Raw genomic sequence first — 18,807 nt, forward strand, 5'->3', positions numbered from 1 at the left:
TGGGTGGCCGGCCCGGCGACCCGGTTCCGTGGCCAGCGCACACGGTACCCGGATCGATGCCGTGAGTGGGCCGTCGCCCGCCCGTCGTGCCCTCGAATGGGCCGGGGCCTCCCGTTCCCTCCCTGCTTTCCGGGTGGCGGGCGTCGTCCGGCGGCGGGTTCTCGACCAGGGCCCCGCCGAGTTCGTCACCGCGGGCGCGGACGCGCACATCGACCGGCTGGCCAGGAAATACCTCGGGCAGGACAGCTACCCGTTCCGGCGACCGGGCGAGGAGCGGGTGATCGTCCGGATCATCCGCACCCGGAAGCTCGGCATGGGCTGACCGACGGGGTGGACCCCGGCGGGACGGCTCCCCGCCGTGCCGGGGCAACGGCGCAACCGGCCCGGTCAGGCGCTCTTGCGCGGGGCCGTCTTCTTCTCGGCGGTCTTCTTGGCCGGGGCCTTGGTGGCCTTCTTCTCCGTGGTCTTCTTTGCGGCGGTCTTCTTCGCCGGTTCCGTCTTCTTCGCCGGGGTCCTGCCGGCGGCGGCCTTGCGGGCGGGGGTCTTCTTGGCCGGTGCGGACTTCGACCCCGGGGCCTTCGCCGCCTGCTTGGCCGACCGGGCCGACGAGATCGGCGTCGGCTCACCGGCCCCGCCCGCCGGTGCTTCGCCCCGGGCGACCCGGGCCCGCTCGACGGACGCCTTCAACGCCGCCATCAGGTCCACCGCGGCGGCCGGCGCGGCCTCCTCCTCCGCCGGCTGGACCACCTCACGGCCCTCCACCTTGGCGTCGATGACCTCCTGCAACGCCGCCCGGTAGTCGTCGGTGAAGGCGTCCGGCTGGAACTCCCCGGCCATCGAGTCGATCAGCGAGGCGGCCATCGCCAGCTCCGGCGGGCGGACCTTGAGGTCCTCGTCCAGGAAACCGAAGTCGGGGGTACGCACCTCGTCGGGCCAGAGCATCGTGTTGAGCAGCAGCACCCCGTCGCGGACCCGCAGGGTGGCCAACTGCTCCCGTTGGCGCAGCGCCACCTTGACGATCGCCACCCGCTCCGAGTCGGCCAGCGCGTCCCGCAGCAGCACGTACGGCTTGGTGGCGGTGCCCTCGGGCTCCAGGAAGTACGCCTTGTTGTAGAGGATCGGGTCGACCTGCTCGGCGGGGACGAACTCCAGCACGTCGATCGCCCGGGAACTGGTCAGCGGCAGGTCGGCGAAGTCGGCGTCGGTCAGGATCACCAGCTCGCCGCCGCCGAGGTCGTACCCCTTGGCGATGTCGTCGTAGCTGACCTCCTCGCCGCAGACCGAGCAGGTGCGCTTGTAGCGGATCCGGCCGCCGTCGTCCCGGTGCACCTGGTGGAACCGGATGTCCTTCTCCTCGGTGGCCGAGTAGAGCTTCACTCCGATCGAGACCAGCCCGAACGACACCGCTCCCTTCCAGATCGCCCGCATCCCCTGCTCCTCTCCCCGATCTGACCAGGATCGCAAACGATCGAAGCCCCCGCACGCGCTTCCGTGCGCAACTACAGTCGGACAGGTGCCCGGCGCGCCGTTGAAGCCGATGCTCGCGATGACCGGGCCGCTCCCGGTGGGTGCCGGCTGGGCCTACGAGTTCAAGTGGGACGGGGTACGCGCGCTCGCCGACCTGGTCGGCGGCCACCCGCACCTGTACGCCCGCTCCGGCGTGACGATCACCGCCGCGTACCCCGAGCTGGTGACCCTGGCCGAGCAGGTCGACGACGCGCTGCTCGACGGTGAGGTGGTCCTCTTCGACCCGGCCGGGCAGCCTTCCTTCACCGCCCTGGCGGAGCGGATGCACGTGCGGGACCGGGCGAAGGCAGCCCGGCTGGCGGCGACGATCCCGGTCACCTACATGATCTTCGACCTGCTGCGGTTGCGGGGCGAGGACCTCACCGGGTGGCCGTACCACGAACGGCGGGCGGCGCTCGACGGCCTGGGGCTGGGGGCGGCGCGGTGGGCGGTGCCACCCTCCTTCCCCGACGGTGCGGCGACCTACCAGGCAGCCGGGGAGCACGGTCTGGAAGGGGTGCTGGCCAAGCGGGCCGACTCGGTCTACCGGCCCGGGGTGCGCTCGCCGGACTGGGTCAAGGTCAAACTGGAGGTGACCGGCGACTTCGTGGTCGGCGGTTGGCGGCCCGGGGCACGGAAGATCGGCGGGCTGCTGGTCGGGGTGCCCGGCCCGGACGGGCGACTCACCTACCGGGGGCGGGTCGGCGGCGGGATCGGCGCGGCCCTGGAACGGGACCTGCTGGGCGCACTCGAACCGCTGCGCGTCGACGGGTCGCCGTTCGCCGGGGACGTGCCGCGCGAGGATGCCCGGGGGGCGATCTGGGTAACCCCCCTCATCGTGGTGGAGGTCAAGTACGGCCAGCGCACCCCGGACGGGCGGCTGCGGTTCCCCCGGGTGCTGCGGCTGCGCCCCGACAAGCCGCCCGGGGAGGTCGAGGATGCCTGAGCGGGTGTGGGTCGAGGTGGACGGCCGGGCGCTGGACCTGTCCAACCTGGACAAGGTGCTCTATCCGGAGGCCGGCTTCACCAAGGGCGAGGTGATCGACTACTACACCCGGATCGCGCCGGTGCTGCTGCCGCACCTGGCCGACCGGGCATTGACCCGGATCCGCTTCCCCAACGGCGTCACCGGCGGCTCGTTCTTCGAGAAGAACGCCCCCGCCGCCACCCCCGACTGGGTACGCACCGAGACGCTGCCCGTGCCCGGGTCGAGCAAGGGCCGGGAGACCATCGACTACGTGGTCGCCGACGACCTGCCCACCCTGGTCTGGCTGGCCAACCTGGCCGCCCTCGAACTGCACACCCCGCAGTGGCGGATCGGCACCCACCCGGACCTGATGGTGGTCGACCTCGATCCCGGCCCGCCGGCCACCCTGCGGCAGTGCTGCCAGGTGGCGATCCTGCTGCGCGACCGGCTCGCCCTCGACGGGGTGTCCGCGTATCCGAAGACCTCCGGCAAGAAGGGCATGCAGCTCTGCTGCCCGATCAGCGCCACCCAGGACGCCGAGGTCGTCTCCGACTACGCGAAGCGGATCGCGCAGGAACTGGAGCAGGCACACCCGACGCTGGTCGTCTCCCGGATGGCGAAGAACCTGCGCCCGGGGAAGGTCTTCATCGACTGGAGTCAGAACAACGCGGCGAAGACGACTGTCGCGCCGTACTCGCTGCGGGCGCAGTCGAGCCCGGCGGTGTCCACGCCGTTGACCTGGGACGAGGTCGAGGCGGGGGCGGCGGGGAAGCGACCTTCGGCGAAGCCGTACGCGGCGGGGGAGGTGCTGCGACGGGTGGAGAAGTGGGGGGACCTGCTCGCCCCACTGCTCGACGGCGGCCCCGAGCTACCGGGGGTGCGGGCGAAGTGAGCCGGGTCAGCGCTTGACGGCTGGTGGTTGCAGACACCGAGATCGCCCGGTTCCTCGCAACCGGCATCCTCCCGGACCTCTCCGACCCGAGCGATGCGAGCTGAGGCGGCCTGTGGCGAACTACCCGGTCCCGTACAACGACGATGACCAGCGGCTGGACGACGACCTCATCTGTGACGTGCGGACCGCGCTGATGAAGCGCGGGTTTCCGGAGCTGACGAAGGTCGACTACGGGATGCTGGAGGTCATGCTCGCGCGGTTCGTGTACGCCGAGCGGCGAGAGATCACAGTGATCGTCAAGGGTTAGCGTGGCCCATATGCGCGGACGAAGTACCTGATCCCTGTGCATGCGGGAGCGATTCGGCTCGTCGGTCGGGTGAGCCCGGCGGCGATGACGAGCCCGGCTGACCGAGCCGCCATTGACGGATCGTCCCGGCCGTACCGCAGCGCCGGCAGCACGTCGACGGCGAGCGTCTTGGGCAGCACCGGCAGCGGGCCCGAGCTGGCTCGCCGGCCTCGTCGTTTCGGCCCGTCTTCCCTGGTCGAAGCGGTGGCCGGGCGGGGCCGACCGGGTCACCTGTCGATGACGGCGCCGTTCGCGTCGATGCCGTGGTCCCGCCAGTAGACGTCCCACTCGTCGTCGACGTGCTGCGGCACCTTGCCCTCCGGATAGCGGACGTAGGGGGAGGTCGGTTCCTGCCCGTCCGGGAAGCAGGCGCTGCCGCCCTGCCCGCCCACCGCGATCGCCGGGTACTGGCCATCGCCACAGATGTTCTCCCGATAGCCGCAGCCGCTGGTCACCATCAGCCCGCTCAGTCCGACCCCGGCAAGAGCCATCATGATCCGCATTCGCATGTGGTCCATCCTGGTCGCGGTGACGACCACTGTCATACGTACGCGTACTCAACCCGGTGGGCCGGAGATCCCCCGCGTGCGAGGGGTGTCCCGGTCGGTCCGGTCCTGCTCCCTCGCACGCGGGGACGATTCCTCGGATTCGCCGGTGCCGCGCCCTGATCCGGTCGCCCGGTGGTCCTAGCCGGGCTGCCAGGCCCGGAAGTACCAGCCGTTGTACTGGCTGTCGGGCAGGGTGCGGTACACGCAGCCGCCCATGACCTCACCACCCGCGCTGACGACATCCTGGCGGAAGAGTTCGCACTCGTCGTAGGTGGCGAAAGCGCCGTTCCAATCGAATGGCACGGCGGCGGCCGGGGCCGGCTGGACCGTGAAACTGACGGCTGCGGCTGCGGTGGCGACCACCGCGAGGCGGGTGAGCCTGCGGCGGAACGGCTGTGGCATGGCGAGTCCTTCCGGAGTGGTGAGGAGCCTGCCCGACGATCGTAGATTGACGTCCAGCGATCGGTGATCCGCCATTCGGGCAGCCCGGAACGGTCGGTGTCGGGGAATCTCCCCGTTGCTGTCCGCCGGTCGCGGAACCGTTCACCAACCCGGCAACCCGGCTCTGGTGGCGGCCGTCGCTGGGCCTTTCGGTGGCGGGTGGGCCCGGTAGGGTGAGGCGATCCGTCCGGACAGGAGGCCCGATGGCTGCCCCGCTTGCCGTCACCCCGTCGACCGATGTGCCTGAGCAGGTGGATCGGCCGCTGCTGACCTACCACGACGACGCGACCGGCGAGCGGACCGTGCTGACCGCCGGCCAGCTCGGTGGTTGGGCGGCGCGCACCGCCGGCCTGCTGCGCGACGGGTGCGGGCTGGGGCCGGGCAGTCGGGTCGCGGTGCTGCTGCCGCCGCACTGGCGTACCGCTGCGGTGTTGCTCGGGGCCTGGTCGGTGGGGATGGCGGTGTCGTTCCGGCCGCGCGCCACCGCCGGGTTACCGGTGCTCGAACCGGGCGGCGACCGGCCGTACGACGCGGTGTTCGTCACCCCGCAACGCCTCGACGACTGGCTGGAGGACGTGCCCGACGGGGTGCACCGCTACCTCGTCGGCACCGGCCCTGGGGCGCTGGCCGACGTGCCGATGGGCTGGCTCGACTGGTCCGTCGAGGTGCTCCGGCACACCGACACCCCGCCCGACTACGCCGCCGTCCACCCGGCCGCCCCGGCCACTCCGGACGGCACGAGTTACGCCGTCTGGGGGCGGCTCGCCCGAGAACTCGCCGGGCAACTCGACCTGCGCGCCGGTGACCGGCTGCTGGTCGACGCGGCCGAGCACGAGCAACCGGTGAAGTGGCTGCTCGCGCCGCTGTCGGTGGGTGCGTCGGTGGTGGTCTGCGGCCACCTGGACCGGTCCCGTCTCGACGCCCGCCTCGACGCCGAGGGGATCACCCGGGTTCTCTGACCGTGGGGCGTGCCGGCCGACGCCCTAGGGGGTCCCCTGAGGACGGTCGGTGGTGACGACGCGGGTTTTCACCGATGGCCGGCGCGGTACGACGGTGGCAGCGTCTCCCCATGGCTTCCCGACCCGTACGCCGGTGGCGTCAGCTCGTCGTCTGGCTGCACGTCGTCACCTCGGTGGGGTGGATGACCCTGGCCCTGGTGCTGTTGGTGCTGCTGGTCACCACCCTGACCACCCGGAGCCCGACGGTGGCGGTGAGCGCCACCTCGATGGCCCACCTGCTCGACGGCCGACTGCTCGCCCCGCTCGCCAACGCCTCGGCGTTCACCGGTTTCATGCTCGCCGCCGCGACCCCGTGGGGGTTCTTCCGGCACCGGTGGGTGCTGGTGAAGTTCGTGATCACCCTGGTCCAGCTCTACCTGGGCATCTTCGTGCTGAGCGGGGCGCTGGCCGACAGCGCGTCGGCGGCGGCCACCGGAGCCACCGGGCCGACCCTGCCGATGGCCGTGGGCTCGGGCCTGATGGCCGGCGCGATCGCCTTCCAGGCGTGGGTGTCGATCGCCAAGCCCTGGTCGACGACCCGGTGGATGCCGGCGGACCGCCGGCAGGTCTCCGCCGGGACGGCACCCCGTTGGGTGTTCGTGGCCACCGTCGTCGGCGTCGTGGTGGATCTCACCGTCGCCACGGTCCTCGGCCATCCGGCCCCGCTGGTCTCGCTGGCGATCCTGGCAACCTGGCTGGTGCTGCGCCGCCGCCCGACACCACCCCCGCCGGCGCCCCGGACTGATGACTCGACGACGCGGACCGATGAGTTCACCAGGAAGTTGGCGTCACCGACGCGTCGGCACCCTTGATCGACTCAATGGAGGCGATATGGCGGTGTCCGACGTCGTGCGACACCGCCATATCGCCCCCGAGGTGGCGATCAAGGGGTGGGCGGCCTCAGCAGGTGGTGTTGCTCGCCGGCACCCAGCCGTCCATCGACGGGTCCTCGGCGCCGTGGCCGTAGATCCAGGTGTCGTTGTCCTCGGACCAGCCCTGGCCGTGCCAGCGGAACCCACGCCCGGCGGTCAGGGTACGGAGCACGTGGGAGTGCGGTGCCGCGCGCAGCCAGGTGTTCTGGGTGAGGTTGCACAGGTAGCCGGGCGCGTCGCTCGCCGAGGCCGGCGAGGCGGCCACGGCCGTGCCCGGGACGACGACGATCGCGATCGCCAGTGCGTGCAGAAGTCGGCGTTTCACACGGATTCCCTTCGACAGGTCGATGTCCAGCGTCGACTGTGGACAGTACCCGCCGGGGGAGACAGAACCTGTCGAAGGAGGCGCGGATCGAGGGCGGGGGTCAGTCGACAGTGGGCAGGGGCGGGCCGAGGACGTCGTCGGCGTCCACGATCGTGTACGCGTACCCCTGCTCGGCGAGGAAGCGCTGACGGTGCGCGGCGTACTCGGTGTCGATGGTGTCCCGGGAGACCACCGTGTAGAAGTGCGCCTGCCGCCCGTCGGCCTTCGGGCGGAGCACCCGACCCAGCCGCTGCGCCTCCTCCTGCCGGGAGCCGAACGTCCCGGACACCTGGATCGCCACCGCCGCCTCGGGCAGGTCGATGGAGAAGTTGCCCACCTTCGAGATGACCAGGGTGCGCAGCTCGCCGGACCGGAACGCGTCGAACAGCCGCTCCCGCTCCTTGTTGGTGGTGGAACCCTGGATGATCGGCGCGTCCAGGTATTCGCCGAGCTGGTGGAGCTGGTCGATGTAGGCGCCGATCACCAGCACCTGGTCGTCGGGGTGCCGCTGCACCAGCGCGCGCACCACCGGCAGCTTCGTGCGGGCGGTCGCCGCCATCCGGTAGCGCTCCTCGGCCTCCGCAGTCGCGTACGACATCCGCTCCGCGTCGGTCAGGGTGACCCTGACCTCGGTGCACTCGGCCGGCGCGATCCAGCCCTGCGACTCGATGTCCTTCCACGGCGCGTCGTACCGCTTGGGGCCGATCAGGCTGAACACGTCGCCCTCCCGGCCGTCCTCGCGTACCAGGGTGGCCGTGAGGCCCAGCCGGCGGCGGGCCTGGAGGTCGGCGGTGAACCGGAAGATCGGCGCGGGCAGCAGGTGCACCTCGTCATAGACGACCAGGCCCCAGTCGCGGGCCCCGAACAGGTCCAGGTGGGTGAACGCGCCGCCGCGCCGCGAGGTGAGCACCTGGTACGTGGCGATGGTGACCGGACGGATCTCCTTGCGCTCGCCGGAGTATTCCCCGATCTCCTCCTCGGTGAGCGAGGTGCGGGCGATCAGCTCCCGCTTCCACTGCCGGCCGGCGACCGTGTTGGTGACCAGGATCAGCGTGGTCGCCTTCGCCTCGGCCATCGCCGCCGCGCCGACCATGGTCTTGCCCGCGCCGCAGGGCAGCACCACCACCCCGGACCCGCCGGCCCAGAACGCCTCCACCGCCTCCCGCTGGTACGACCGCAGCGTCCACGGCTTGCCGCCGTCCTTGCCGGCCTCGGCCAGCTCGATCGGGTGCGCCTCGCCGTCGACGTACCCGGCCAGGTCCTCCGCCGGCCAGCCCAGCTTGAGCAGCGCCTGCTTGAGTCGACCCCGCTCGGACGGGTGCACCCGGATCGTGTCGTCGTCGATCTTGTCGCCGAGCATCCCGGCGAGCTTCTTGCTCTTGGCGACCTCGATCAGCACCATCCGGTCCAACCCGCGCAGCACCAGGCCGTACGCCGGGTCGTTGGCGAGCTGGAGGCGGCCGTACCGGTCCATCGTGTCGGCCACGTCCACCAGCAGGGCGTGCGGCACCGGATAGCGGGAGTACTTCAACAGCGCGTCGACCACCGCCTCGGCGTCGTGGCCGGCGGCGCGGGCGTTCCACAGGCCCAACGGGGTGAGCCGGTAGGTGTGCACGTGCTCCGGGGAACGCTCCAACTCGGCGAAGGGCGCGATCGCCATCCGGCAGGACTGCGCGTCCGGGTGGTCGATTTCCAGCAACAGCGTCTTGTCGGACTGCACGATCAGTGGTCCACCGCTCACGCCAGGTCCTCTCCTCGGCCGGATTCCCCGATCAGCGGCGAATCCCGCCGCAGGTCGACCATCCAGTGTTGCACGGGGTGGGAGACTGCCAGAAAATCTTCGCAATGGGTGCAACGTTTCCCAGAGGACACACGTCTACCAGTGGGACGACCGATCCGGGGAGGCACATGATGCAGGTCCGCCACAGAGCCCGGGTCGTCGCCCTGGCCATGGTCATGCTGGTCGGCGCCGGTGGGTGCGCGTCCGATCCGCAGGCCGACCCGGGTGGCACTGGAGGAGGGCTCGCCCCGGTCGGCAGTGCGGAACAGGTAACGGGGGCGGGTGCCGCCTCCCTGCCCGACCAGCTGACCGGGTCCGACAAGAAGCCCCGGCCCAAGGTGAAGTCACAGCCGAAGGCCCGTGCCACCAAGACCCCGAAACCGTCGAAGGGACGCCGCGCGCCCACCCCGACGAAGGCCAACCTGACCCGCTGCCAACTGGGCGAACACCAGCGTGAGGTGGAGACGTACCTGGCCCGGCTGGGCGGGTTCGGCACGCTCACCGTGGACGGTCGGCAGACCGACGCCGACTGCGCCGCGATCAAGAAGTTCCAGCAGCGGTACGACATCCGTCCGGCCGAGGGTCGCGCCGGCCCGTTGACGCTCGACGTGGCGAAGCGCCTGGCCACCACCGACGTCAAGCGCTGCACCGCCGGCTCCGGCACCACCTTCTGCATCGACCTGACCCGGCAGACCACCTGGGTGATGCGCGACGGCAAGGTGGTCGCCAAGCCCACCGTCACCCGGACCGGAATGGCCGGCTACGCCACCCCCGCCGGCACCTACAAGGTGAACCTGCGCAACCTCAAGGAGTGGTCCAACCCGTACGAGGTGTGGCTGCCCTACTGGCAGCGCTTCAACGGCGGGATCGGCTTCCACGAGACCACCACCTACCTGCACAACGCGGGGATCGGCTCGCACGGCTGCGTCAACCTGCTGCACGCCGACGCGGTGCGCTGGTGGGAGTTGGGCAAGGTCGGCTCCCGGGTCGTCCTGGTCGGCCGCCGTCCCGGCACCTGATCCGCCCGTCCCACCCCGCCCGTCTCGGTCCGGCCCGTCGGCAGTTGTCCATAGGGGCCGGATGGGGGTGTTTCCCCCTGTCCGTCCTGGCAACCGGGTGCCACCCTGGAAGCCGGGGGCCGGACGGGGTGGGAGGGCTGGGATGACCGTCGATCACGAGATGATCGCCGAGGACGCGTCGCACGGCGACCGGGTGACACCGACCGACGAGGTCTCCACGGCCACCATGGTCGGGTACGCCGTCGCCGGGATCGCCGTCGTCGGTTGGTTCCTCTTCGGCTGGCTGGTGCAACGGCAGGGCTTCATCGACTCGGTCGGTGAGGCCGCCGGCACCACCTTCGCCCTGCTGCTCATCGTCTCCGTCATCGGCACCGTACGCCGCAGCCGCCGCAGCCGCCGCTGACCCGGCTGCGCCCGGTGGCCGGGCGCGGCGACCGGCGGCAGGCGACCGGCAAGCGCCGTCCGGCGGGCGGGCCCGGTGCCGCCGGGCGGTCAGTCCTCCCGCACGGCCGCGGTGATCCGGTGCAGGGCGAAGGTGTGCAGCATCTCGGTCCGCTCATCCTCGGCGCGCAGGTAGCCGGCGCCGATCGACACCGGCCGCAGCAGCCGGGACAGCGTCGCCCCGTGCGCGTCGACATAACCGACCCAGACCAGCGCCTTGTCCCGGACCGCCTGCTGGAGCACCGCCAGGGCCTCGGCGTGACCGTGCGCGGGCAGCGGGCCGGCCGCCGCGCGGGCCGCGCCGCCGCGTACCACCGCCGGGGCCCGCCGGGCCGCCCGCGCCGCCGCCTCACCCCGCCGGATCTGCTCCACCACACCGCGCAGCCGGGGCAGCGCCAACCGGGGCGTGGCCAGCGGGTCCACTGCCCGGCCGGTCAGCGGCACCCGGGCCGGGGCCCGCCGGACCCGAGGCCGGGACAGCACCATCGTGCCGCTGGCGTCCTCCGGCACCGGGGCGTAACCGGCGTCGCGCAGCGCGGTCAGCATCCGCCCCACCTGGTACGAGGTGCAGAGCACCGTCGGGGCCAGCCGGCGGAACGCCAACGGCGTCAACCGCCGGTCGGCCAGCACCTCCGCGAGGAGCGCCTCGTCGTCACTGCGCACGTACCCACCGGCGGAGCCGACCCGCAGCCCGCCGTGCTGACGGGCCACGTCGTCCACCAGATAGGTCAACCCCTGCGGGATCGGGGTACGCGACCGACGGCGGAACAGTTCGTGCAGGTCGTCGGCGGTGTAACCGGCGTCCAGGGCCCGCCGGATGCTGGCCGTGGTGACCCGGTGCACGCTGGCCCCACCTGCGGACTCCGGCTCGGTCACCGCCTCCAGTTCGCCGGCCAGCGTCGGGTCCGGCGGGCCGGGCACCACCACGCTCAGGTCGGCCTGCACCAGGAAATGGTCGACCGGGGCGGGAAGCAGGGCGTCGAGCGCCCGCACCGTGCCCGACGGGTCGCCGCTCTCGGTGTCGGCGCGCAACCCCAGCGGGTCGTCCCCGCCCCGCTCATCGGGCTCCGTGACCCCGGCGAGCAGCAGCCGCCCGTACGAGGTGAGCGCGCCGAGGCCGGTCACCCCGAGCCGGGCCGCCTCGGTCAGCACCTCCCGGTGCGCGGCCTCCCGCCCCCTGCTGCGCCGGGGCGCCCGCCAGTCGAGCAGCGCCAGCACCTCCTCGGCGGTGGGGGCGGTGGCCGGTTCCAGATCGGCCAGCACCCCGAGCACCGCCCGGCGGGCGGCCGGCGCACCGGCCCGTTCCGCCTCGGCGGAGAGCACACTGATCGGCCGGTCCCGGTCGTCGCGCTGCCCCACCAGGCCAGCCTGCCGGCTCATCGTCAACCACGCCCGGGCCAACTGCTCCCAGCGGTGCGCCAGCGACATCGCCCGCCACACCTCGTACGCCCCGGTGGGCAGCACCTGCTGCTCGCCGCCGTACCGGCTGGCGGCGGCGGGCAGGTCCAGCTCACCCAGGAGGCCGGCCGCGTACGCCACCTCGACCAGTAGCGCGGTCGTCGGCTCGTCCAGGGCCACCGAGCGGGCCAGGCGGCGCAGGTCGCGGACCCCGACCCCGCCGGACCGCAGCACCGGTGCCGGCTCGGTGGCCAGCGCCTCCAGCAGCGCCTCGGTGTGCCGTACCACCTCCATGGTCTGCCCGACCCCGGCGGAGTCGGCGGCCTTCGCTTCCCGGGGAGGTGCGTCGACCGGCGGCGGGCTGGCCCGCAGCGACCCGAGCGGGCCGGTGTCCCGGCGCAACAGCAACCCCACTTCGCGGGGCAGCTCGACCGTCCCGGGGGAGACCGCCACCAGCAGCCGGGCCTCGACCAGCCAGCGCACCGGCGACCCGGTCGGGGCGCCACCGTTGGTGGGGTCCGGCGGTAGGTCGCCCTCCGCGCCGAGCGCCGGTGCCTGGAGCGAGCCCGGCGGCACGCTGCCGACCGGCGGGCCGGCGGCGAGCCGGTCCAGGATCGCCCGCGCCGACGGGGGCGCGGCGAGCAGCGTCCGGCGCAGCTTCGCGGCGTCCGCGCAGAGCGCCGCCGTCCGTAGGTCCAGCTCCTGTGCCGACCGACCCAGACCTGCCGGGTACGGGGCGAGTTCGTCCACGCTGCCGGCGACCCGGAGCGCCTGCTCCGGGCCGTACAGCAGGAACCGGGCGCGGAGCCGGTCGACCGCGCTCCGGACGGTGGTCGGGGCGGGCGGGTGCGGTCCGGCGGTGGCCATGGCGAGCACCGCGTCGGTGGAGGTGGTGCCGTCCGAGGGATCCCGGGTGAGTCGGGCGGCGTCGAGGATCTGGAGGGTGAACTGGTCCAGCCCGTCGAGCGCGCGGGCGACCGACACCCGCGACTCGGCCCGCAGGGCGAGCGCGGAGACGTCGGCCGGCACCGGTACGACGAGGTCGGGCCGCAGTTGGAGCAGTGCGGCGAGCGCCTCGTCGGGCAGCGCGCGCAGCTGGTCGGCGAGTGAGGTGGTCATCGTCGTTCCACGCTAGCCCGCAGTCGGGCGATTGCGCCCCCCGGACGTCCGGCTCGGGCTGACCTGTCCGGGTACCTTCGCATGATGTCCGCGCTGATGGTCGGTTTCGACCTCGACATGACCCTGATCGACTCCCGCCCCGGCATCGCCGCCGCCTACCGGGCGCTCACCGCCCGCACGGGCGTGCCGGTCGACGCCGAACTGGCCGTCTCCCGGCTCGGCCCGCCGCTGCGCACCGAGCTCGCCCACTGGTTCCCGGCCGAGCGGGTCGAGGAGGCGGTGACCCTCTACCGGGAGCTGTACCCGGCGTACGCGATCACCCCGTCGGTGCCGATGCCCGGCGCCCGGGAGGCGGTCGACGCGGTGCACGCACACGGCGGCCGGGTGATGGTCGTCACCTCCAAGATCGGCCGGTTGGCCCGGCTGCACCTGGACCACCTCGGGCTGGCGGTCGACGAGTTGGCCGGGGACCTGTTCGCCGAGGAGAAGGCGACGTCGTTGCGGGAGCACGGTGCCGCCCTCTACGTCGGTGACCACGTGGCGGACATGGTGGCGGCCGGGGCGGCCGGCATCCCGGGGGTGGCGGTGGCCACCGGCCCCTGCCCGGCGGACGACCTGCGCGCCGCCGGGGCGCAGGTCGTGCTCGACGACCTCACCGGATTCCCGGCGGCGCTCGACCGGATCATCGGGCTAGCCTTGGAGCAGTAGTCGTATCGAGTGAAGCAGGGGTTCCAAGGTGCCGACGGGTCGAGTGAAGTGGTATGACGCGGCCAAGGGATACGGGTTCGTCACCAGCGACGAGGGTGGCGACGTGTTCCTGCCGAAGGGCGCGCTGCCGGCGGGTGTCACCGACCTCAAGGGTGGTCAACGGGTCGACTTCAGCGTGGTGGACAGCCGACGGGGCGCCCAGGCGATGGGGGTCAAGCTGCTGGACGCCCCGCCGTCCATGGCGGAGTTGCGCCGCCGGCCGGCCGAGGAGCTGCACGGTCTGGTCGAAGACATGATCAAGGTGCTGGAGGCGAAGGTCCAGCCGGACCTGCGCCGGGGCCGCTTCCCCGACCGCAAGACGGCGCAGAAGGTCGCTCAGTTGGTCCACGCGGTGGCCAGCGAGTTGGAGGTCTGAGGCACCAGCCCGGCGTCGGCGGCCCGGCCCAACAGCGCCTGCACGGCGGCGAACCCCGCGTCCCCCAGGTCGGCGGTGAACTCGTTGACGTAGAGGCCGATGTGCCGGTCCACCACGTCGGGTTCCATCTCCTGCGCGTGCGCGAGCACGTACCCACGGCTGGCCGACGGGTCGGCCCACGCCTGGCGTACCGACTCGCGGATCCAGCCGGCGGCGGCCACCGGGTCGACCGCACCCTTGCGGGCCAGGATCGCCCCGAGCGGGATGGGCAGGCCGGTGTCGGCCTCCCACCACTCGCCCAGGTCCACCAGCGCGGTCAACCCGTGCCGGTGATAGGTGAACCGGGCCTCGTGGATCACCAGCCCGGCGTCGTAGCGGCCGGCCGCGACGCCGGGCATGATCTCGTGGAACGGCACCACCTCGATCCGGGCCGGCGGCCGACCCGCCGACCAGAGCCGGAACAGCAGGTACGCGGTGGTCCGGTCGCCCGGCACCGCCACCGTGGCCCCGCTCAGGTCGACCCGGTCCGCCTGCCCTGTCCCGGCGGTCCCGGTTGTCCCGGCGATCCAGGCATCGCGGGTTTCGGGGGCGGTGTGGCCGCTTTCGCGGGTGGCGCTGCCTGCCTGGTGGGTCTCGGCGGTGCGGGTGAGCACGAGGGGGCCGCAGCCCCGGCCGAGCGCGCCGCCGCAGGGCAGCAGGTGGTAGTCGTCGAGCAGCCACGGAAGCGCGGCGTAGCTGACTTTCACCAGATCGAAGGCGCCCCGTTCGGCGGCGGTGTTGGTGACGTCGACGTCGGCGAAGGTCACCTTGACCGGCGGCGCACCCGGCACCCGGCCGTGCACCAGCGCGTCGAAGACGAAGGTGTCGTTGGGGCAGGGCGAGATCGCCAGGGAGAGCGCCACGCCCTCACGGTAACCCCGCTGCCGACCTCCCCTTCCACCGCGCCCACCCGATGTGACCCCGCCCCTGCCGCTCGTGGATGGGCGGGCCTGGTCCGGTGCGGGAGGGCCTGGTGCGCTGCTGATCGTCGCCGCCTCGCTCGGCCCGGTGGGCGGCACAGTGGCCGCGGCGTGTGGTGGACCTGTGCCTAGCACCGGCCAGCACCATGCGGGTGACAGCTACGCCGTCGGCGGCACGCCATGGGGGTGTGACCGCCCACAGCACCATCCGGGCGCTCCAGAGGCCGGTCAGGATCAAGATCCCATCAGACTCGAACGGGGCGAGGAATGTGCCTACGCGCCCTTTCGAGCTGATGACGTCAACGAGTCACGGAGGAGCCGGCAACACCGCGTGGTAGATCCTCCGAGGCGTACGAGCCGATCCCTGAATCGCTGGCGTCATCAGCTCGAAAGGGCGCGACCTCAGTACCTTGTCCCCATCTCCAGCGGGTTTCCACAGGGTTATCCACAGCCCGGGTGGGCCTGTTGAAACTGCGCCGGGGCAACGGGAACATGGTGGGGTGACGACGGAGGATGCCCTGCTCGCCGACCTGGGCCGGACGGTCCGGGCGCTGCGCCGGGAGGCCGACCTGAGTCAGCGGGAGCTGGCCCTGCGCTCCGGGGTGCCCCAGGCGACCATCGCCCGGATCGAGTCCGGCAGGGCAACCGACCCGCGGTTCCACACGGTCGAGCGACTGGTGCGGGCGGTCGGCGGGACCCTGACGATCTCACTGCCCATCACGCCACCCTCAGCCCCGGCCCCGACCTCAGCCCCGGCCCCGACCTCAGCCCCGGCCCCGACCTCAGCCCCGGGCACCCGCGCTGGCGCTGGCACCGGCGCTGTGACCGTCGCCACGGCTGTGACCGCGGCCGCTGAGGCATCGACTGCCGAGGTGACGTGTGCACTACCGCCGGTGCCGCACGACGACCTGCGGGACACCGCCGGGCGGCGCTACCCGGCCCACCTCGACGTCTGGCCGGTTCGGGAGCCGAAGGACTGGCCGGGTGCCTGGTGGGCGGACTGGTACAACCTGCCGCCCCCACTGTGGCCGCTGCGGTTGCCGCCGGCGGCGTACGAACGCAATCGGGGTTACCGGGACCGGCGGCGGACGGCGGAGCGGGTCCGTCGGGACGCCACGGTCCGGTGGGTGGTGGGCGACGGCCGGCCCGCGACGGCCTGGCGATTCGTGGCTGAGCTTCCCGACGGCACTCTGCTGGGGGAGTTGCGCGCCCACGAGCGTGACCTGCACCTGCTCTACGGCGACGGCCTGGACGGGCCGCGCGAACTGGTGCTCGACGGGGTGCTGGTCGCGGCCGGGCATCGTCGGGTCGGCATCGGTGGCCGGCTGGTGGCGGCCATGACACAGCGGATGCAGGGGGTAGGCATCGGCCTGGTCCGCGCGGTGGTCGAGGCGCACTCCGGCATCCAACTCCTGACAGCCTGCGGCTTCCGCGTGGCCGCCGGTCGTCCCCTCGCCATGTCTCTGGAACGCCCGACCGGCCCAGCGCCCCGACGACCCCGACCGGCGTAGGCCCCCGGCCGCGTCCCCCGGGCCACCGCCCAGGTCGCGCGCCCGCCGGGCCGCCTCCCGCTCCGCGCCCGCCCGGTACAGGGCTCGGGGGCGCATCCGTCAGGACAGCGCGCGGGCCGCCTCGGTCAGGGCGGTGAACGCCTCGCGCATCCGCCAGCCGTCGCGGTCCCGAGGGCCGATCGGGTTCGAGACGGTACGCAGCTCGGCGAAGGGGATGCCGGCCTGCGCGGCGGCGACCGCCACCGCGTACCCCTCCATGGCCTCGGCCACCGCGTCGGGGTGCCGGTCCGCCAGGGCGGTGGTGCTCGCGGCGGTGCCGGTGACCGTGCTGACCGTGAGCACCGCCCCGACGACGGCCGCCGGGAGGGCGGCGCGTAGCGCGCCCAGCAGTGCCGGATCGGCGTCGATGGTGGGGCCGCCACCGAGCAGTTCCGGGGGCATGCCCAGCTCGTCGACGGGGATGAAGCCGGTCGGCGACTCGGCCCCGAGGTCCGCGGCGACGCTGCGGGAGGCGAGCACCGTTCCGCCGACCGGGGCCCGACCGGCGAAGCCGCCGGCGATCCCCGCGCTGACCACCGCACGGTACGGGCGGCCGGCGGCCTCGGCCAGGGCCAGCAGCCGGGCCGTGGTGGCGCCGGCCACGGCCGGGCCCACGCCGATCGCCCGGACCGTCACCGTCGGATCGGTCAGCCCGGCCCGGACGGCCTCCGCCTCGGCCGGTACGGCGGTCAGCACCAGCAGACCCGTCACGACACCGACCCCGGCGACTGCCGTGGCTGGTCATCGGCACTGCTGCCGTTGCCCGGGACCGCCGAGGACGGGCGGTAGATGTGATATCCCGGCGGGGCCAGCCCGTCGTCGTGACGTTCGACGCCGGCCGCCCCGCTCGGTGCCGGTGAGGTCGGTGCGGCCCGGGCCGCCGCCTCGGTCGCCTCGTCGGCGGCGCTGTCGGCCAGGTGACCGGCGGTCAGGTCGGCCCGAGCGCCGGCGGAACGACCGGCAGTGGTGTCGGTGGAGCCGGCGGCGGTGTCGGCCGGTGCGGTCACCCCGGGGGCCGGGTCGGCCGTCCGCGCGGCAGCAGCGTCGGTCCGGTCCTGGGCGGCCAACTCCTCGTCGGTCAACGGCCGGCCCAGCAGTTGTTCGGCGCGCAGCCGGCCGGCGACGACGACCCCGCGCACCGCGGCGAGGACGCCCACCCCGGCGGCGACGGCGATGCCGATCCGGCCCTCGAACGGCACGAGGCCGAGCCCACCACCGGCGACGAAGGCGAGCATCAGCGCGGTCTCGGAGTGGGCGAAGGAACTGGCCCGCAGCCGTTCGGGAATCCGCTCCTGGATCGAGGCGTCGACGGCGAGCTTGGCGATTCCGCTGGACAGGGCTGCGACCAGGCAGAACAGCGCCACCATCGGCAGTGAGAACTTCAGCACGGTCAGGATGCCCACCCCGGCCACGATGATCATCGTGCTGGACTGGATCGCCGCCGGCCGGTGGATACGCAGCCGGGTGCCGACCGCGGTGGCCAGGAAGCCGCCGATCGCCAGCGCCCCGCCGATGATGCCCAGGGCCGCCTGGTCGCTGAGCTGGCGACCGAAGAGGTCATTGGTCAGGTCGCCCTTCTTGAGCGCGAACGCCAGGAAGAGCAGGAGGAAACCGTAGAGCGCGCGGACCCCCGCGGCACCGATCAGGGTGGCGATGACCAGCCGGCCCGCCGGCCGCCCCCGGCCCAACGGGCGGTCCCCCTTGCGGCGCAGCGCCCGCAGCGGTCGGGGCACCCGCTCCGGCGGTTCGGAGTCCGCGCGGGGCGGCAGCCGCAGCGCGATCACCATGCCGACCAGGAAGATGACCGAGGCGACCCGGAGCGGCCACTGCGGCCCGAACCAGAACGCCGCCAGCCCCAGCGGGACCACCAACGCCCCGGCCACCGTGCCGTAGACGCTGGCCCGCGCCCCCACCTGGGAGAGTCCGAGGCCCTCCGGCAGCAACCGGGGTACGGCGGCGGAACGGGCCACCCCGTACGCCCGGGACAGCGCCAGCACCCCGAATGCGGCGGGGTAGAGCCCCAGGCTGCCGATGTAGTCCGAGATCAGCCAGGCCAGGAACGCCCGACCGAGCATGGTGGTGGCCAGCGCGTACCGGCGGCCGTGCCGGAAATGGTCGAGCAGTGGGCCGACCACGGGTGCCAGCATCGCGAACGGCACCATCGTGACCAGCAGGTACAGCGCCACCTTGCTGCGTGCCTCACCGAGCGGGACGTCGAAGAAGATGGTCCCGGCCAGGCCGATGGCGATCAACGTGTCCCCGGCGCAGGAGACGGCGTGCAGGTCGAAGAGGCGGACCATGCCGGTCTCGCCGCCGGCGCCCTTCGCGCGGGCCGAACCGGCCCGTCGGGTCATCCAGCGTCCGCCGTTGACCGAGCCGCGCAGCAGCAGGCGGGTGGCGCGGATGCCGGTGCCGACGGTCCGTCCCATTACGGACCGCCCGGAGCGGGAGAACAGCGGCATGTGCACCATCCTTGCCCATCTG

Annotated in this window: 20 protein-coding genes; 11 read left to right on the forward strand and 9 right to left on the reverse strand. The window is 73.1% G+C overall.

The window, feature by feature from the left end; genetic code table 11:
* Window positions 1-133: 133 nt before the first annotated feature.
* Window positions 134-322, forward strand: coding sequence for a pyridoxamine 5'-phosphate oxidase family protein (locus GA0070216_RS13145; RefSeq protein WP_245722471.1), 189 nt, complete (start codon window positions 134-136; stop codon window positions 320-322).
* A gap of 65 nt (window positions 323-387) precedes the next feature.
* On the opposite strand, the gene ku is transcribed toward GA0070216_RS13145, so the two are convergent.
* The gene (ku, locus tag GA0070216_RS13150) at window positions 388-1,428 is read right to left on the reverse strand and encodes a non-homologous end joining protein Ku (protein WP_091244674.1); all 1,041 of its coding nucleotides are present in this window, start codon (window positions 1,426-1,428) and stop codon (window positions 388-390) included.
* Between the two features lie 85 nt (window positions 1,429-1,513).
* Here ku and ligD (GA0070216_RS13155) point away from each other — a divergent pair, with 85 nt between their 5' ends.
* The 3 genes from ligD (GA0070216_RS13155) (at window position 1,514) to GA0070216_RS13165 (ending at window position 3,672) form a co-directional block, all read left to right on the forward strand.
* Window positions 1,514-2,452 carry a non-homologous end-joining DNA ligase gene (gene ligD, locus GA0070216_RS13155; protein WP_091244676.1) on the forward strand — a complete coding sequence of 313 codons (939 nt, stop codon included), beginning with the start codon at window positions 1,514-1,516 and terminating at the stop codon, window positions 2,450-2,452.
* Window positions 2,445-3,365, forward strand: coding sequence for a non-homologous end-joining DNA ligase (ligD, locus tag GA0070216_RS13160; RefSeq protein WP_091244678.1), 921 nt, complete (start codon window positions 2,445-2,447; stop codon window positions 3,363-3,365). The genes ligD (GA0070216_RS13155) and ligD (GA0070216_RS13160) overlap by 8 nt, the downstream gene beginning before the upstream one ends.
* Window positions 3,366-3,477: 112 nt before the next feature.
* A complete protein-coding gene (locus tag GA0070216_RS13165; protein WP_091244681.1) occupies window positions 3,478-3,672 on the forward strand; it encodes a hypothetical protein in 195 nt (64 codons plus the stop codon).
* Window positions 3,673-3,938: 266 nt separating this feature from the next.
* On the opposite strand, the gene GA0070216_RS13170 is transcribed toward GA0070216_RS13165, so the two are convergent.
* Window positions 3,939-4,220, reverse strand: coding sequence for an SCO0607 family lipoprotein (locus GA0070216_RS13170; RefSeq protein WP_176738948.1), 282 nt, complete (start codon window positions 4,218-4,220; stop codon window positions 3,939-3,941).
* A 177-nt stretch (window positions 4,221-4,397) separates the two neighbouring features.
* The gene (locus GA0070216_RS13175) at window positions 4,398-4,661 is read right to left on the reverse strand and encodes a hypothetical protein (protein WP_091244687.1); all 264 of its coding nucleotides are present in this window, start codon (window positions 4,659-4,661) and stop codon (window positions 4,398-4,400) included.
* A gap of 242 nt (window positions 4,662-4,903) precedes the next feature.
* On the opposite strand from GA0070216_RS13175, the gene GA0070216_RS13180 reads away from it, so the two are divergent.
* Together GA0070216_RS13180 and GA0070216_RS13185 are read left to right on the forward strand one after the other, a co-directional pair.
* Entirely contained in the window at window positions 4,904-5,659 is a 756-nt protein-coding gene (locus GA0070216_RS13180) for a TIGR03089 family protein (RefSeq protein WP_091244690.1), read from the forward strand.
* Between the two features lie 110 nt (window positions 5,660-5,769).
* Window positions 5,770-6,510 carry a hypothetical protein gene (locus GA0070216_RS13185; protein WP_218108195.1) on the forward strand — a complete coding sequence of 247 codons (741 nt, stop codon included), beginning with the start codon at window positions 5,770-5,772 and terminating at the stop codon, window positions 6,508-6,510.
* A gap of 88 nt (window positions 6,511-6,598) precedes the next feature.
* Here the strand turns inward: GA0070216_RS13185 and GA0070216_RS13190 are convergent, their stop codons facing one another.
* Window positions 6,599-6,895 (reverse strand): hypothetical protein, encoded by a 297-nt coding sequence (locus tag GA0070216_RS13190; RefSeq protein ID WP_091244693.1) that lies wholly within the window; start codon window positions 6,893-6,895, stop codon window positions 6,599-6,601.
* Window positions 6,896-6,995: 100 nt separating this feature from the next.
* The gene (locus GA0070216_RS13195) at window positions 6,996-8,675 is read right to left on the reverse strand and encodes a DNA repair helicase XPB (RefSeq protein ID WP_091244697.1); all 1,680 of its coding nucleotides are present in this window, start codon (window positions 8,673-8,675) and stop codon (window positions 6,996-6,998) included.
* 167 nt (window positions 8,676-8,842) lie between these two features.
* Between GA0070216_RS13195 and GA0070216_RS13200 the strand changes: the two genes are divergently transcribed.
* Together GA0070216_RS13200 and GA0070216_RS13205 are read left to right on the forward strand one after the other, a co-directional pair.
* Window positions 8,843-9,733, forward strand: a complete 891-nt coding sequence (locus tag GA0070216_RS13200; protein ID WP_091244700.1) for a L,D-transpeptidase family protein — start codon at window positions 8,843-8,845, stop codon at window positions 9,731-9,733.
* 142 nt (window positions 9,734-9,875) lie between these two features.
* The gene (locus GA0070216_RS13205) at window positions 9,876-10,136 is read left to right on the forward strand and encodes a hypothetical protein (protein WP_091244705.1); all 261 of its coding nucleotides are present in this window, start codon (window positions 9,876-9,878) and stop codon (window positions 10,134-10,136) included.
* An 89-nt stretch (window positions 10,137-10,225) separates the two neighbouring features.
* Here the strand turns inward: GA0070216_RS13205 and GA0070216_RS13210 are convergent, their stop codons facing one another.
* Complete coding sequence (locus tag GA0070216_RS13210; protein ID WP_091244708.1) at window positions 10,226-12,691, reverse strand: helicase-associated domain-containing protein; 2,466 nt, start codon at window positions 12,689-12,691, stop codon at window positions 10,226-10,228.
* A gap of 84 nt (window positions 12,692-12,775) precedes the next feature.
* Between GA0070216_RS13210 and GA0070216_RS13215 the strand changes: the two genes are divergently transcribed.
* Both GA0070216_RS13215 and GA0070216_RS13220 read left to right on the forward strand, forming a co-directional pair.
* Window positions 12,776-13,399, forward strand: coding sequence for an HAD family hydrolase (locus GA0070216_RS13215; RefSeq protein ID WP_091245282.1), 624 nt, complete (start codon window positions 12,776-12,778; stop codon window positions 13,397-13,399).
* Window positions 13,400-13,427: 28 nt separating this feature from the next.
* Complete coding sequence (locus tag GA0070216_RS13220) at window positions 13,428-13,814, forward strand: cold-shock protein (RefSeq protein ID WP_091244711.1); 387 nt, start codon at window positions 13,428-13,430, stop codon at window positions 13,812-13,814.
* Here GA0070216_RS13220 and GA0070216_RS13225 read toward each other — a convergent pair.
* Window positions 13,775-14,908 carry a 1,4-dihydroxy-6-naphtoate synthase gene (locus GA0070216_RS13225; RefSeq protein ID WP_425413150.1) on the reverse strand — a complete coding sequence of 378 codons (1,134 nt, stop codon included), beginning with the start codon at window positions 14,906-14,908 and terminating at the stop codon, window positions 13,775-13,777. The two genes, GA0070216_RS13220 and GA0070216_RS13225, sit on opposite strands and share 40 nt — an antisense overlap.
* Window positions 14,909-15,273: 365 nt before the next feature.
* Here GA0070216_RS13225 and GA0070216_RS13230 point away from each other — a divergent pair, with 365 nt between their 5' ends.
* On the forward strand, window positions 15,274-16,284 hold the full coding sequence (locus tag GA0070216_RS13230; RefSeq protein ID WP_091244717.1) for a GNAT family N-acetyltransferase: 1,011 nt from the start codon (window positions 15,274-15,276) through the stop codon (window positions 16,282-16,284).
* Window positions 16,285-16,383: 99 nt separating this feature from the next.
* On the opposite strand, the gene GA0070216_RS13235 is transcribed toward GA0070216_RS13230, so the two are convergent.
* Both GA0070216_RS13235 and GA0070216_RS13240 read right to left on the reverse strand, forming a co-directional pair.
* A complete protein-coding gene (locus GA0070216_RS13235; RefSeq protein WP_091244721.1) occupies window positions 16,384-17,034 on the reverse strand; it encodes a futalosine hydrolase in 651 nt (216 codons plus the stop codon).
* On the reverse strand, window positions 17,031-18,785 hold the full coding sequence (locus GA0070216_RS13240) for an MFS transporter (RefSeq protein WP_091244725.1): 1,755 nt from the start codon (window positions 18,783-18,785) through the stop codon (window positions 17,031-17,033). The genes GA0070216_RS13235 and GA0070216_RS13240 overlap by 4 nt, the downstream gene beginning before the upstream one ends.
* Window positions 18,786-18,807 lie beyond the last annotated feature (22 nt).

This window comes from Micromonospora matsumotoense, assembly GCF_900091525.1.
Classification (GTDB): Bacteria; Actinomycetota; Actinomycetes; order Mycobacteriales; family Micromonosporaceae; genus Micromonospora; species Micromonospora matsumotoensis.

What these genes read in the sequence shown, in the direction of transcription:
- ku (WP_091244674.1), bottom strand. Translation starts at nt 1,428, where the DNA reads ATGCGGGCGATCTGGAAGGGAGCGGTGTCGTTCGGGCTGGTCTCGATC.
- ligD (WP_091244678.1), top strand. Translation starts at nt 2,445, where the DNA reads ATGCCTGAGCGGGTGTGGGTCGAGGTGGACGGCCGGGCGCTGGACCTG.
- GA0070216_RS13170 (WP_176738948.1), bottom strand. Translation starts at nt 4,220, where the DNA reads ATGCGAATGCGGATCATGATGGCTCTTGCCGGGGTCGGACTGAGCGGG.
- GA0070216_RS13175 (WP_091244687.1), bottom strand. Translation starts at nt 4,661, where the DNA reads ATGCCACAGCCGTTCCGCCGCAGGCTCACCCGCCTCGCGGTGGTCGCC.
- GA0070216_RS13180 (WP_091244690.1), top strand. Translation starts at nt 4,904, where the DNA reads ATGGCTGCCCCGCTTGCCGTCACCCCGTCGACCGATGTGCCTGAGCAG.
- GA0070216_RS13185 (WP_218108195.1), top strand. Translation starts at nt 5,770, where the DNA reads ATGGCTTCCCGACCCGTACGCCGGTGGCGTCAGCTCGTCGTCTGGCTG.
- GA0070216_RS13200 (WP_091244700.1), top strand. Translation starts at nt 8,843, where the DNA reads ATGATGCAGGTCCGCCACAGAGCCCGGGTCGTCGCCCTGGCCATGGTC.
- GA0070216_RS13205 (WP_091244705.1), top strand. Translation starts at nt 9,876, where the DNA reads ATGACCGTCGATCACGAGATGATCGCCGAGGACGCGTCGCACGGCGAC.
- GA0070216_RS13210 (WP_091244708.1), bottom strand. Translation starts at nt 12,691, where the DNA reads ATGACCACCTCACTCGCCGACCAGCTGCGCGCGCTGCCCGACGAGGCG.
- GA0070216_RS13215 (WP_091245282.1), top strand. Translation starts at nt 12,776, where the DNA reads ATGTCCGCGCTGATGGTCGGTTTCGACCTCGACATGACCCTGATCGAC.
- GA0070216_RS13240 (WP_091244725.1), bottom strand. Translation starts at nt 18,785, where the DNA reads ATGCCGCTGTTCTCCCGCTCCGGGCGGTCCGTAATGGGACGGACCGTC.